The organism is Ruegeria sp. AK4 (genome assembly GCF_056541025.1).
Genome location: NZ_JBQFXS010000009.1, coordinates 98503 through 112216 on the forward strand (window position 1 = coordinate 98503; position 13714 = coordinate 112216).

The following is a 13714-nucleotide window of genomic DNA, read 5'->3' on the forward strand; positions in this document are numbered from 1 at the left end:
TGCCCGAAATCCCGTGTTTTCTGCACCCCGGCTTGAGCGAAATGCCGCTTATCGTCCATCTTGGCGGTAACAGAGGCAACCGTCACACGAAAAGACACGGCGGGCACAGGTTGGAAGCGAGTCGGCACAGAACCGGCCGCTCCGGTTTGAAAAGGGTTCGGATAGTGATTGCGCGCACAACTGGGGCGGCGATACGCGGAATACTGGTTGCACTGATGGTGTTGACCCCTGCGTTGTACCTGCCGGTAACATCGACGAACGGGACCGAGATCGTGGTCTTCCTCGCGATCTTTGCGTTTATCCTGACCTTTGCCGAATACAACTCTGCCTTCCCCAGCTTCATCGAATTCCGCGACGCGCCACCGGTAAACCGCCTGCGCTTTGTCGGTCTGATGTCGATGATCACCTTCCTGACACTGATCTGCAAAAACGTCTATGAGCCGTCGAACCTGACCGCCATGTTTTATGCGATGGGTCTGGGTGTCGCGAATCTGGCCGATTTCCCCTATTCGCCGATCCGCCTGATCGTGCTGATGCTGCCTGCGGATGCCAGCCCGCCGCTGGTCGAACTGGTGCGGATTTCCGCCAGCGTCGCCTATGTCGCGGCCCTGGTGACAATCGCCACCTTTGCCTATGCGGTGAAGCTGCGCGGCTGGCCGACCGGCAACGGCGCGTTCAATGTCTGGACCAACCTGCCGCTGTTCGACCCGACCAAGGGCGGCGATGTTGTGGCACGCCTGCAGCGGGACGGGCGGTTGAATATCTGCATCGGGATCCTCATCCCGTTTCTGATCCCGGCGGTGACGAAACTGCTGGCCAGCGTGTTCGTTCCGATCTCGCTGAACAATCCGCAAACCCTGATCTGGGCCATGAGCGCCTGGGCCTTCCTGCCCGCCAGCATGATCATGCGCGGCATGGCGACCCTGCGGATCGCGAACCTGATCGTCGAAAAGCGCCGGGCCTACTCCACAACCGAGTCCACTCAGACCGCATGATCCGCACCCTTTTCCTGCTGCTGCTTCCCTTTGCAGCGCAGGCCGACGTGCTGCGCGTTGCCACATTCAACACCGAACTCAGCCGCAAGGGCCCCGGCCTGCTGCTGCGCGATATCCAGCGCGGCGATGCGCAGGTTCAGGCGGTGGTCGAGGTGCTGGCCGCCGTGCAGCCCGATATCGTCGCCTTGCAGGGCATCGACTGGGATTATGACGGTCTGGCTGTCGCCGCCCTGTCAGACAAGCTGCGCGACGCGGGGCTGGATTACCGTTACAGCTATACCGCGCAGCCCAATTCCGGGCTTGAAACCACCCTTGATCTGGACGGCGACGAGCGCACGCAGGGGCCGGGCGATGCGCAGGGCTGGGGGCAGTTCACCGGACAGGGCGGGCTGGCGGTTCTGTCGCGCCACGAAATCCTGACGCCCGAAGTTCAGAACCATACCGCACTGCTGTGGCGCGACCTGCCCGAGGCGAGTTTGCCCACGCAGGACGGCGCACCCTTTCCGTCGGCTGAGGCGCAGGCCCATCAGCGCCTGTCCTCGACCGCCCATTGGATCGTGCCGATCCGGGCCCCGGGCGGGCAACTGGACCTGATGACCTTTCACGCCGCCCCGCCGGTCTTTGACGGGCCCGAGGATCGGAACGGGCTGCGCAACCGGGACGAAATCCGGTTCTGGTCGCTGCTGCTGGACGGCCAGTTGGGTCCGGCCCCGACCGGCCCCTTCGTGATCGCGGGGGATGCCAATCTGGACCCGCAGCAGGGCGAGGGGCATAAAGCGGCCATCCACGCCCTGCTGTCCGATCCGAACCTGCAGGACCCCCAACCAGCAGACGCGGCGGGCTCGGTGACAACCGTTCACTGGAAAGCGGTCGGGGATATGCGCGTCGACTATGTGCTGCCCTCGGCGGATTTGCCGGTTGTCGGGTCGGGCGTGTTCTAGCCCGACGCCGGGTCTGAACACCGCCCAAGCGCGGAACGCGCCAGCCGTCACCGGCTGGTCTGGGTCGATATTCGGATCGGTGACTGACGCACGGGCCGGGTCAGAGCGCCCCGGTATAGGTTCCGCGCGCGGGATAATTGTTGCCAAGGGTAAATTTCAGACCACCAACGATATCCGACGTTACGGGGCGGCCAAACGGGGTGGTCTGCTGCCACGCGTAATACAGCGTCCGGTCCGGCGCGATGTAGAAATGTCCGGGCTCGGCGAAGAAATCCGGCTCGGCGCTGCCCTCGCGCGCGGTTGAGATATTCAGCCCCCAACCTTCACGCGCCACTGACAGCGGCAAGCTGTGGCCGATCCGCACACGTGACGCTCCGGCCTTTTCGGCGGTCTCTGCCGCGCGCGGGCCCGTGTCGGTGGTGATCATGATAACCTCGACCCCCAGTTCGGCGAAATCGTCCAGCGCGGCGTCGACCTCGGTCATCTGTTTGACGCAGATCGGGCAATGCAACCCGCGATACTGAATCACCAGCGTTCCGTTTTCGCCCGCATCGCGGTCCAGATCGAATTCGCCATGCGCCACGGTTTCGATTTTCAGCGCGGGGACGGGGTTTCCGGGTATCAACATGTGTTTCCTCGTGATTTGGCGGGTTCGTCTCATTGACCCGATGCGGCTCAGACGCTAGGGCCTTTGCGACGAAACGCAAGGAGACCGTTCATGTCCAACCCCTCGCTCCTCATCCTGCCCGGAGACGGAATTGGCCCAGAAGTCATGACCGAAGTGCGCAAAATCATCGATTGGTTCGGCACCAATCGCGGTCTTCACTATGACGTGAGCGAGGATCTGGTCGGCGGCGCGGCCTATGACGCCCATGGCAAGCCGCTGTCGGATGAGACCATGGAAAAGGCACATGCGGCCGACGCCGTGCTGCTGGGGGCCGTGGGCGGCCCGAAATACGACGATCTGGATTTCAGCCTAAAGCCCGAACGCGGGTTGCTGCGCCTGCGCAAGGAAATGGACCTGTATTCCAACCTGCGCCCGGCGCAATGCTTTGACGCGCTGGCTGATTTTTCTTCGCTGAAAAAGGATGTGGTCGCCGGTCTGGATATCATGATCGTGCGCGAGCTGACCTCGGGCGTTTATTTCGGCGAGCCGCGCGGGATCTTCGAAGAAGGCAACGAGCGCGTCGGCATCAACACCCAGCGCTACGCCGAATCCGAGATCGAACGCGCCGCGCGCTCGGCCTTTGAGCTGGCGATGCGCCGCAACAAAAAGGTCTGCTCGATGGAGAAGGCCAATGTGATGGAATCGGGCATCCTGTGGCGCGAGGTCGTGGACCGTGTGGCCAAGGATTATCCCGAGGTCGAAGTGACCCACATGTATGCCGATAACGGCGCGATGCAGCTGGTCCGCGCACCGAAACAGTTCGACGTGATCGTCACTGACAACCTGTTCGGCGACATCCTGTCGGATACGGCGGCGATGCTGACCGGGTCGCTGGGCATGCTGCCCTCGGCCAGCCTTGGCGCACCGATGGCCAATGGCCGCCCCAAGGCGATGTACGAACCGGTCCACGGCTCGGCCCCCGATATCGCGGGTCAGGGCAAGGCCAACCCGATCGCCTGTATCCTCAGCTTTGCCATGGCGCTGCGCTACAGCTTCGATCAGGGGGAAGAGGCCGACCGTCTGGAAGCCGCGATCGAGAAAGTGCTGGCCGATGGTGTCCGCACCGCCGATCTGCTGGCCGACGAAGGCGTTCAGCCTGTGTCCACCACCGAGATGGGCGACGCGATCATTGCGGCGCTGGACGAAAGCCTTTGAATTTGAAATCAGGCGGCGTTCCGTGCGCCGCCTGACCGACCGGCCTCAGTTGCCGAAAATATCCTTGATCAGCTGATTCACCGCCCGTTCGAACCCGCCCTGACGGCGGCGCTGCTGCCGTTTGGGCTGGGCGACCTGAACCGGCGGGGCCGGGGCGACCATGGGCAGGGGCGAGGGTGTCATCCCCTCGGTCACGCGCAGCATGGTTTCCTTCCAGATTTCCGCAGGCAGTCCGCCGCCCGTCACACCCGAGAGCGGCGTGTTGTCGTCATAGCCCATCCACACGCCCGCCACGTAGTCTGCCGTAAAGCCGATGAACCAGGCGTCCCGCGCGGCCTGCGTCGTGCCGGTCTTGCCCGCGACCTGCCAGCCCGGCAGTTTTGCGCGCTGGCCGGTGCCTTCGGACACCACACGCTCCATCATCCAGGTCAGTTGCCGGGCTGCGGGGTCGTTGATGACCCGCTCGCCGATGCCGGTTGTCGTCACCATCAGCGGGGCGTCATCGCCCAGCAGTTTCAATTCGGTCAGCCCATAGGGTTCCACCGCCGAGCCACCGTTCAGGATGCCGGCATAAGCCCCGGTCATCTCGATCAGCGTGCTCTCAGATGCGCCCAGCGCCAGCGCGGGGCCTTCGGCCAGATCGCTGGCGATGCCGAACCCGGCGGCCACCGTACGAACATTGTCCAGACCCGACATCTCGGCCACTTTCACAGCGGGGATGTTCAGCGAGTTTTTCAGCGCATCCGCCAAAGTCACGCGCCCGTAGAACTTGTTGGTGTAGTTCTTGGGGCACCACTGGCCCGATCCCGGGATGTTAATGCAATAGGGCTCGTCCACCACAATATCGAGCGGCGAATAGCCCAGCTCCAGCGCCGTCGCATAGACAAAGGGTTTGAACGACGACCCGGTCTGCCGCAAAGCCTGCGTCGCGCGGTTGAAGGCGCCCGACACCCGCGTTTTGCGCCCGCCGACCATCCCGCGCACGGCGCCATCTGCCGACATCACCACAATGGCGGCCTGTGCCTTGGACCCTTCGCGCACCTTTTCCTGAAAGATGAATTGCAGCGCCTCTTCCGCCGATTGCTGGATGCGTTGATCCAGCGTGGTGCGGATCACCACGTCCTCGGTGGTGTTGCGGGTAAAGAACTCTGGCCCGCTGGCCATGACCCAATCGGCAAAATACCCGCCTGCGCGCGCCGCTGCGGCCTCGGACAACACTGCCGGGCGGCTGCGCGCCTCGCTGGCCTGCGCCGGGGTCAGATAGCCCTGATCCTCCATCAACCCGACCACCAGCCGCGCCCGGTCCTGCGAGCGTTGCAGGCTGTTCGTGGGTGCATAGCGCGTGGGGGCCACCAGAAGCCCCGCCATCATCGCCGACTCAGCCGGCGAAACCTCGGCCGCAGATTTGCCAAAATAGCGCTGGCTGGCGGCCTCGAACCCGCGCGTGCCCGATCCCAGATAGGCGCGGTTCAGATAGATGGTCAGGATCTCATCCTTGGAATACTTGACCTCCATCGCCATGGCATAGATCGCTTCCTTGGCCTTGCGCCACAGCGAGCCCTGACGGCAATCGGCCTCATACGCAGCCTCGGAATCCCACTCCTCGGGCACATAGGGCACGCCAAGGCACAGCAGCTTGGCGGTCTGCTGGGTGATGGTCGACCCGCCATGGCCCGACAGCGGCCCGCGCCCTTCACTCAGGTTGATGCGCACCGCACTGGCGACACCGCGCGGGCTGACGCCGAAATGGCGGTAGAACCGCTTATCCTCGGTCGCGACCACGGCGTTCTTGAGATGGGGTGAGACGGTATCCGCCGTGATCACTCCACCAAACTGATCGCCGCGCCAGGCAAAGACCTTGCCGTCGCGATCCAGCAGCGTGACCGACCCCCGCGCCCGCCCGTCCAGCAGCGAATCGACATCCGGCAGAGAGGTGTAGACAACACCCACCGCCAGCGCGATCAGCAGCGCGGCCACCGCGCCGACGCGCCAGGTCACGCCCCAGATCAGCCGCCAGATCCAGCGGAACAGGCGGCGGAAGATGCCCCCGCCACTGCCGCCCGAACGCCTGCGCGCCTTTTTCCGCGGGGCCTTGCGCGTGGCCTTTTTCCGGGCGGTGGATTTATTGCCTGCGGGGTTTGCAGCACGTTTCGACGCCGAAGGCTTGCGCCCCTTCGGCGGGTATCTTTTATCCGCGACCAGTGTCGGTTTGCGGCGCTTGGACTCAGTCATGCTCAAACTCTGCCCGATTGTGCTTTTGCGTCACCATACCGTGGCGACGCGCCGGTGTTGAGGTGTGAAATACCGGTATTTGCCCCATAATATTCTGCCTGTTTTTTAGCCGTTGCGCGCAATTTGTGCAAAAATTATGCAACATAGACCTATTTGACCCCCCGTTCCCGCCCCGAAACCGTTCCTTTGGTCAGTTCATCGCGCTTTTTTCTGCAGGTGCAAAGTAGACCGGTCCGACCGGGGAAGCAGAGGGGACTAGCGTGAAACTGATCATAGCGACAATCAAGCCGTTCAAGCTCGAGGAGGTGCGCGAGGCACTGACCGATGCGGGCGTTCGCGGCATGATGGTAACTGAAATCAAGGGCTTCGGCTCGCAATCCGGTCACACCGAGATTTATCGCGGCGCCGAATATGCAGTGAATTTCGTGCCCAAGATCAAGCTCGAGATCGTGGTGCCAGCAACGATGGCTGACCAGATCGTCGAAACCATCACCAAAACCGCCAAGACCGGCAAGATCGGCGACGGCAAGATTTTCGTCCTCGATGTCGAGCAGGCGCTGCGCGTGCGGACCGGGGAAACCAACGAGGAAGCGCTGTAAACAGCGCCACCCGCAAGAGGACTGACAACAGATGAAACTGAACCGAATTCTACCCACAGCCGCCGTGCTGATCGCCTTTCCTGCGGCGGCTTTCGCAAATGACCCGCCGTCTTCGATGGAAGATGTCGGCTATATCTTCACGACGCTGCTGTTTCTGATGGCGGGCTTTCTGGTCTTCTTCATGGCAGCAGGGTTTGCCATGCTCGAAGGCGGGCTGGTGCGGTCCAAGAACGTGGCCATGCAGATGATCAAGAACGTGGCGCTGTTTTCCTTTGCCGCGATCATGTACTGGCTGATCGGCTTCAACCTGATGTATCCCGGCGACAGCTGGTCCATCGCAGGCTGGCTGGGTCCGCTCTTTTCGACCACCACTCTGGATCCGGTGGGTGTGGCACCTGCGGATGCGGCGCTGGATTACGCCTCGATCGGGTCGGACTTCTTCTTCCAGCTGGTCTTCGTTGCAGCGACCGCGTCGATCGTGTCCGGCGCCGTGGCCGAGCGGATCAAGCTGTGGCCCTTCCTGATCTTCGTCATCGTGCTGACCGGTATCCTTTACCCGATCTCGGGGTCGTGGAAATGGGGCGGCGGCTGGCTGGACGCGCGCGGCTTCTCGGATTTCGCCGGTTCGACCGTTGTGCACTCGGTCGGCGGCTGGGCGGCTCTGGCGGGCTGTCTGATCCTTGGCCCGCGCATCGGCAAGTATAAGGACGGCAAGGTTCACCCGATGCCCGGTTCGAACCTGGCGCTGGCCACCCTGGGGACATTCATCCTGTGGCTGGGCTGGTTCGGCTTCAACGGCGGCTCGCAGCTGGCGATGGGCACCGTGGGTGACGTATCCGACGTGTCGCGCATCTTTGCCAACACCAACATGGCCGCAGCCTCGGGCGCTGTTGCTGCGCTGATCATGACCCAGGTCCTGTACAAGAAACCTGACCTGACCATGGTGCTGAACGGCGCGCTGGCCGGTCTGGTCTCGATCACCGCCGAACCGCTGGCCCCGACCCTGTTCGGTGCGCTGTGGATCGGTGCGGTTGGCGGCATCATCGTGGTCTTCGCGGTGCCGATGCTGGACAAGTTCAAGATCGACGACGTCGTGGGTGCCATCCCGGTTCACCTGTTCGCCGGCATTTGGGGCACCATCGCCGTGATCTTCTATGGCGAGGCCAGCCTGGGCACGCAGCTGCTGGGCATCATCGCCTACGGCATCTTCACCTTTGCCGGCGCGCTGATCCTGTGGATCGTGTTGAAAGCAACCCTCGGCATCCGTGTCAGCGAAGAGGACGAGATCAACGGTCTGGACATGGCGGAACTGGGTATGGAAGCCTATCCGGAATTCTCGAAGGGTTAAGACCTGAGAACCCCAACGCAAAGCCGGGCGTTCGCGCCCGGCTTTTTTTGTTGCACACCGCCCTGTTGTTCCTTGGGCTCAAAGGTGTATATACTAATGAGTATACGGAGGCGCGGCGATGATCACATCCAAAATTCGAAAAGTCGGCAATTCGGCTGTTATGACTCTGACAACGGAAATGCTGACCATTCTGGATGCCAAAGAGGGGGATACCCTGTTCGTTGTGCGCGGCGATGACGGTGCGCTGAAGATCATGGCGCATGATCCGTCGCTGGCCGAGGCGCTTGACGCCGCTGAGATCGTGATGGACGAAAACCGCGATCTGCTTCAGGCGCTGGCGTGACCGCTGTTGTCTGGGTGCCGTTGGCAGCCGTCATCATCATTCATGATCGGCAAATCGCCCGCCACGGGGGTGCCCCCGGATTGCGGGACAAGGCCCTGATCGAGATGGGCGCAGCCAGAGCCATGAATCTTGCCGCCTATTCCGAGGCGGATCTGACCGAGATTGCCGCAGCCTATGCCTTTGGCATCGCCAAGGCCCATGCCTTTGTCGACGGCAACAAGCGAACGGCGTTTGTGACCGCGATCACCTTCCTGCGCCTGAACGGGCTGTCCTTCCGACCCGACCCGGTCGAAGGCGTGCACATGATGGAAGGTCTGGCTGCCGGAGAGATTTCCGAAGCCCGGTTTGCCGGGTGGCTCAAAGCGGGCGCGCAGCCCATTTGATCGGGTAGAAAAAAGCCGCGCTGCGAGGCGCAGCTTTTTCGTGTGTTCCGTGGCGTGCTCACACCCCAACGTCGACTATCGCCTTGGCCAGGATCGGCACGGTCGTGGCGTTCAGACCGGCGATGTTCAACCGGCTGTCGCCGACCATGTAGATGCCGTGATCGTTGCGCAGTTGCTCGACCAGTTCCGGCGCGGCCCCGAGGCGTGAGAACATGCCGCGGTGCTGGGCGATAAATCCGAACCGGTCGGACCCGCTCAGGCGTTGCAATTCGTCGGCCAGGTTCTGGCGCAGACCCAGCATGGACAAGCGGACCTCTTCCAGTTCTGCCGCCCAATCGGCGCGCAGGGCGTCGTCGTTCAGGATCGTGGTCACAACGCGCGCGCCATGGTCCGGCGGGAAGGAATAGTTCTGGCGGTTCAGGAAGGCCAAGGTTGCCTGATTCAGCGCGGTTTGCGCCGGATCGTCGCTGATTGCCATCAGCAGACCGGTACGTTCACGATAGACGCCGAAATTCTTCGAGCACGACGCCGCAATCAGGCAGCGCTTGACGGACGAGGCCACCAGACGGGTCGCCTGCGCGTCTTCCTCAAGCCCGTCGCCAAAGCCCTGATAGGCAATGTCGATCATCGCCACGAGGCCCTGCGCGTTGATCAGGTTCACCACCTCTTGCCACTGCACCAGGTTCAGGTTCGCGCCGGTCGGGTTGTGGCAGCAGCCATGCAGCAGAACCACGTCGCCCGGTTTGGCGGTTTTCAGGTCCTCGACCATGCCGTCGAAATCGACGCCACGGGTTTCACCGTCGAAATAGCGATAGGAAACCATCTCCATCCCCAGATAGTTCAGGATCGACAGGTGGTTCGGCCAGGTCGGGTTGGACACAAAGACACGGGCCGAGGGGTTGGCCATGCGGATCATCTCGAACGCCTGACGGCAGGCACCGGTGCCGCCTGGGGTTGCCACGGCGGCGATGTTGCCGCGCGGCACCGACGTGCCAAGGATCAGGCCGATCATCGCATCCGCATAGGCCGGATCACCGGCCAGCCCGGTATAGGCCTTGCTCTCCTGCTCTTCCAGAATGCGCTTTTCCGCCGCTTTCACCGCGCGCATCACCGGGGTCACGCCCTCGGCGTTTTTATAGACCCCCACGCCCAGATCGATCTTCTGATCGCGCGGGTCGTCGCGGTACATCTGCATCAGCGCCAGAATCTTGTCGGCGGGCTGCGGTTTGAGGTTCTCGAACATCAGGTCTCTCCGGTTGCGACGGGCAGGGTCGGGAAGGCACCCCATTCAGCCCAGGAGCCGTCATAAAGCGAGTGGTCTTTCTTGCCCATGCGCTCCAGCGCAAGGCTGAGGATCGCGGCGGTCACACCCGACCCGCAGGATGTGATCGCCGGTTTCGACAGGTCCACGCCTGCGGCCTCGAACACAGCGCGGCAATCCTCGGGCGATTTCATCGTGCCATCCTTGTTCAGCAAACCGCCGAAGGGCACATTGCGCGCACCGGGGATGTGTCCGGCCCGCAACCCTGCGCGCGGCTCGGGCTCGCCCCCGGCAAACCGGGTGGCCGAACGCGCGTCGATGATCTCGTGATCGTTCAGCTTCGATGCCGCCGACACCTGCGTGACGTCGCGCACCAGATGGTTCTGAACGCGCACGGTCATGTGGCGGTCGCGGATCATCGGGGGCAGGTCCTCGACCACACGCTCTTCGGCCTGCCATTTGGGGAAACCGCCGTCCAGAACGGCGACGTTTTCCTGCCCCATCAGGCGGAACAGCCACCAGATCCGCGCCGCCGAGAACAGGCCAGCGCCGTCATAGACAACAACCTGATGCCCGTCACCCACGCCCATCGCCCGCAGGCGCGACATGAATTTCTCGACCGGCGGGGCCATATGCGGCAGGTCCGAGCGGTGATCGGAGATCTCGTCAATATCGAAGAACCGCGCGCCGGGAATATGGGCCGCGTCGTATTCGGCCCTGGCATCCCGGTTCTGCGCAGGCAGATACCACGACCCGTCCAGAACCCGCAGATCCGGGTCCTTGAGATGGGCGGCAAGCCATTCGGTAGAAACGAGGGTTTTCGGATCGTCCTGCATCAAAGCCTCCCCAAAGCGCGCTTGGGTTTTCCCTATACGCGCGCGCATGCGGGTTCAAGGCTGGATGGGCGCAACGGGCCTAGCGGGCGCGGCGCAGGCGGAAAAACTGGACAATGCCGACCAGGCTGATTGCAATCCAGAAACCTTCGATCAGCATCGAGGCGAGATTGAAATTCTCGAGCAGGGAATACACGATTAGGACCGACCCCAGCAGGTTGACGACCGGAAAGGCCAGATCGTCCGAGTTCATCATCCGCATCTGTGTGGCGAAATAGGCGGCGACCACGAGCAAGGCGCCAAACGACCCCACCGCATCCGCCAGCGTCAGTGTTTCGATGAAGTCCGCCATATCTGTCCCTATTTTGGCCCTGCCCGACCGGCCTTAGCCTGCCGCAGCTTGTTGCCGGTAGTGATGCATGTTGAGGAACCGCGCGCCCTCGGCCCCGGCGCGATACCCGTGGGGCAGGTCCGCCGCAAACCGCAACCCCTGACCGGCCGCCAACGCAACCCACTCCCCGTCCCGCAGCACATCCAGCGTGCCGTCCAGAACGAACACCTCTTCGGTCATGCCGGTTTCATGGGCGGGCGAATCGTGGCTCTGGTTCGGCGAGAGTTCCACGTGAAAGGTCTCGGCCCCCAGCGCGGGATCGAAGGGAAAGACGATCTTGACCTGCAGGCTGCCGGGAAAAGTCACGGACTGGAACACGCCCGCATCTGCCGGGGCCCGCATCGCCGCCGCGCCGATCAGCGCGCTGAGCGGCAGTTGGAACCCTTTGGCAATCTTCCACAGCGTGGCAATCGTCGGGCTGGATTCGCCGCGCTCGATCTGGCCCAGCATGGCTTTGCTGACGCCGGTCAGTTCCGACACTTTCGACAGGCTCAGCCCCGACGCGGCCCGCACGTCCCGCAGTTTCAGTGTAATATCGTCCGAGCTCATGTCCCCGTCCCGCGAATCCTCTTGTGCGTTATAGCGCACATGTGATACGTGCGCTATAACGCACAAACCCCGGATACCGCAACCGGAGCATTAGGGAAACAGCATCATGCCACTTTACCGATCCAGAACCTCGACCCATGGCCGCAACATGGCGGGCGCGCGCGGCCTATGGCGCGCCACCGGTATGGGCGACGACGATTTCGGCAAGCCGATCATCGCCATCGTCAACTCGTTCACCCAGTTTGTGCCGGGCCACGTGCATCTGAAGGATCTGGGCCAGATGGTCGCGCGCGAGGTCGAGGCTGCAGGCGGTGTCGCCAAAGAGTTCAACACCATCGCCGTGGATGACGGCATCGCCATGGGCCATGACGGAATGCTGTATTCCCTGCCCTCGCGCGAGGTGATCGCGGATTCGGTGGAATACATGGTCAACGCGCATTGCGCCGATGCGATGGTCTGCATTTCGAACTGCGACAAGATCACGCCGGGCATGCTGATGGCTGCGATGCGCCTGAACATCCCCGCGATCTTTGTCTCGGGCGGGCCGATGGAGGCGGGCAAGATCGACATCGAAGATCTGGACGTGAAAAAGATCGACCTTGTGGACGCGATGGTCGCCGCCGCCGATGACAAATACACCGACGAGCAGGTGAAACATATCGAAGAGAACGCCTGCCCCACCTGCGGCTCGTGCTCGGGCATGTTCACCGCCAACTCGATGAACTGTCTGGCCGAGGCGCTGGGTCTGGCGCTGCCGGGCAACGGGTCGACGCTGGCGACGCACTCGGACCGCAAAGAGCTGTTCCTTGAAGCCGGTCGCCGCATCGTCGAGATCACCAAACGGCACTACGATCTGGACGAGAAAGGCTTCCTGCCGCGCGAGATTGCCACGTTTGAAGCCTTCGAGAACGCCATGAGTCTCGACATTGCGATGGGCGGGTCCACCAACACCGTGCTGCACCTTCTGGCCATCGCGCACGAGGGCGAGGTGCATTTCAACATGAGCCATATGGACCATCTGAGCCGCAAGGTGCCCTGCCTGTGCAAGGTCGCGCCCAACACCGAGAATGTGCATATGGAGGATGTTCATCGCGCTGGCGGCATCTTCTCGATCCTCGGCGAGCTTAGCCGCGCGGGCCTGCTGCACGAGGATTGCCACACGGTGCATTCGGCCACCATGGGCGAGGCGATTGCCAACTGGGACATCAAGATCGCCAACAACCCACGGGCGCAGGACCTGTTCAAGGCCGCGCCGGGCGGCGTACGCACGACGCAGGCGTTCAGCCAGTCGAACCGGTACAAAGAGCTGGACACCGACCGCGAGGGCGGCGTGATCCGGTCGAAAGAGCACGCGTTCAGTCAGGATGGCGGTCTGGCGGTTCTGTTCGGCAACATCGCCCGCGACGGCTGTATCGTGAAAACCGCCGGGGTCGATGAGAACATCCTGAAATTCACCGGCTCGGCCTATGTCTGCGAAAGCCAGGATCAGGCGGTCAGCGATATTCTGACCGGCAAGGTGGTCGAAGGCGACGTGGTGGTGATCCGCTACGAAGGCCCGCGCGGCGGTCCGGGGATGCAGGAAATGCTGTACCCGACCTCATACCTGAAATCCAAAGGTCTGGGCAAAGCCTGCGCGCTGCTGACGGATGGGCGATTCTCGGGCGGCACCTCGGGGCTGTCGATCGGTCACGTCTCACCCGAGGCGGCCGAAGGCGGCGAGATCGGCCTGGTGCAAACCGGCGATAAGATCGAGATCGACATCCCCAACCGCACGATCCATCTGGCCGTGTCCGACGAAGACCTCGCCGCCCGCCGCGAAGAGCAGGACGAAAAGGGATGGCACCCGGCGGAGCCGCGCAAACGGAAAGTGTCCACGGCTCTCAAAGCCTATGCCAAGCTGACCACCAGCGCAGCCAGAGGGGCTGTGCGTCAGGTCTGAGTTAGAAACCGCTCAACAAAAACGGTCTACCTATCCGGTGGGCTGTTTTTGTTCTGCCGTGCGGACTTTGCGGTCATT

At 62.7% G+C, this 13714-nt stretch carries 14 protein-coding genes; 8 read left to right on the forward strand and 6 right to left on the reverse strand.

Annotated features, from left to right (window positions below):
- The first annotated feature begins 164 nt into the window (after window positions 1–164).
- Together ACR0EZ_RS16605 and ACR0EZ_RS16610 are read left to right on the forward strand one after the other, a co-directional pair.
- Window positions 165–995: a hypothetical protein gene (locus ACR0EZ_RS16605; protein WP_480615151.1), complete on the forward strand. Its 831-nt coding sequence runs from the start codon at window positions 165–167 to the stop codon at window positions 993–995.
- Window positions 992–1936: an endonuclease/exonuclease/phosphatase family protein gene (locus ACR0EZ_RS16610; RefSeq protein ID WP_480615153.1), complete on the forward strand. Its 945-nt coding sequence runs from the start codon at window positions 992–994 to the stop codon at window positions 1934–1936. The genes ACR0EZ_RS16605 and ACR0EZ_RS16610 overlap by 4 nt, the downstream gene beginning before the upstream one ends.
- Before the next feature lie 100 nt (window positions 1937–2036).
- Here ACR0EZ_RS16610 and ACR0EZ_RS16615 read toward each other — a convergent pair whose 3' ends face one another.
- Window positions 2037–2564 (reverse strand): redoxin domain-containing protein, encoded by a 528-nt coding sequence (locus ACR0EZ_RS16615; RefSeq protein WP_480615155.1) that lies wholly within the window; start codon window positions 2562–2564, stop codon window positions 2037–2039.
- Window positions 2565–2654: 90 nt separating this feature from the next.
- Here ACR0EZ_RS16615 and leuB point away from each other — a divergent pair, with 90 nt between their 5' ends.
- A complete protein-coding gene (leuB, locus tag ACR0EZ_RS16620) occupies window positions 2655–3758 on the forward strand; it encodes a 3-isopropylmalate dehydrogenase (RefSeq protein WP_480615157.1) in 1104 nt (367 codons plus the stop codon).
- 45 nt (window positions 3759–3803) lie between these two features.
- Here the strand turns inward: leuB and ACR0EZ_RS16625 are convergent, their stop codons facing one another.
- Window positions 3804–5990: a transglycosylase domain-containing protein gene (locus tag ACR0EZ_RS16625; RefSeq protein WP_480615159.1), complete on the reverse strand. Its 2187-nt coding sequence runs from the start codon at window positions 5988–5990 to the stop codon at window positions 3804–3806.
- A gap of 260 nt (window positions 5991–6250) precedes the next feature.
- On the opposite strand from ACR0EZ_RS16625, the gene ACR0EZ_RS16630 reads away from it, so the two are divergent.
- From ACR0EZ_RS16630 to ACR0EZ_RS16645, 4 genes are all read left to right on the forward strand, one after another.
- Window positions 6251–6589, forward strand: a complete 339-nt coding sequence (locus tag ACR0EZ_RS16630; RefSeq protein ID WP_170336579.1) for a P-II family nitrogen regulator — start codon at window positions 6251–6253, stop codon at window positions 6587–6589.
- A 31-nt stretch (window positions 6590–6620) separates the two neighbouring features.
- Window positions 6621–7937 (forward strand): ammonium transporter, encoded by a 1317-nt coding sequence (locus tag ACR0EZ_RS16635; protein WP_480615162.1) that lies wholly within the window; start codon window positions 6621–6623, stop codon window positions 7935–7937.
- A gap of 118 nt (window positions 7938–8055) precedes the next feature.
- Window positions 8056–8280, forward strand: coding sequence for an AbrB/MazE/SpoVT family DNA-binding domain-containing protein (locus ACR0EZ_RS16640; protein WP_480615164.1), 225 nt, complete (start codon window positions 8056–8058; stop codon window positions 8278–8280).
- On the forward strand, window positions 8277–8663 hold the full coding sequence (locus tag ACR0EZ_RS16645) for a type II toxin-antitoxin system death-on-curing family toxin (protein ID WP_480615166.1): 387 nt from the start codon (window positions 8277–8279) through the stop codon (window positions 8661–8663). The genes ACR0EZ_RS16640 and ACR0EZ_RS16645 overlap by 4 nt, the downstream gene beginning before the upstream one ends.
- 58 nt (window positions 8664–8721) lie before the next feature.
- On the opposite strand, the gene ACR0EZ_RS16650 is transcribed toward ACR0EZ_RS16645, so the two are convergent.
- The 4 genes from ACR0EZ_RS16650 to ACR0EZ_RS16665 all read right to left on the reverse strand — a co-directional run bounded on the left by ACR0EZ_RS16650 (window position 8722) and on the right by ACR0EZ_RS16665 (window position 11697).
- Window positions 8722–9906 carry an amino acid aminotransferase gene (locus tag ACR0EZ_RS16650; RefSeq protein WP_480615168.1) on the reverse strand — a complete coding sequence of 395 codons (1185 nt, stop codon included), beginning with the start codon at window positions 9904–9906 and terminating at the stop codon, window positions 8722–8724.
- Window positions 9906–10760 (reverse strand): 3-mercaptopyruvate sulfurtransferase, encoded by an 855-nt coding sequence (gene sseA, locus ACR0EZ_RS16655; RefSeq protein WP_480615170.1) that lies wholly within the window; start codon window positions 10758–10760, stop codon window positions 9906–9908. The genes ACR0EZ_RS16650 and sseA overlap by 1 nt, the downstream gene beginning before the upstream one ends.
- Window positions 10761–10839: 79 nt before the next feature.
- Window positions 10840–11109 carry a CBU_0592 family membrane protein gene (locus tag ACR0EZ_RS16660; protein ID WP_480615172.1) on the reverse strand — a complete coding sequence of 90 codons (270 nt, stop codon included), beginning with the start codon at window positions 11107–11109 and terminating at the stop codon, window positions 10840–10842.
- A gap of 33 nt (window positions 11110–11142) precedes the next feature.
- Entirely contained in the window at window positions 11143–11697 is a 555-nt protein-coding gene (locus tag ACR0EZ_RS16665; protein WP_480615174.1) for a helix-turn-helix domain-containing protein, read from the reverse strand.
- Window positions 11698–11803: 106 nt separating this feature from the next.
- Between ACR0EZ_RS16665 and ilvD the strand changes: the two genes are divergently transcribed.
- A complete protein-coding gene (ilvD, locus tag ACR0EZ_RS16670; protein WP_480615176.1) occupies window positions 11804–13636 on the forward strand; it encodes a dihydroxy-acid dehydratase in 1833 nt (610 codons plus the stop codon).
- Window positions 13637–13714 lie beyond the last annotated feature (78 nt).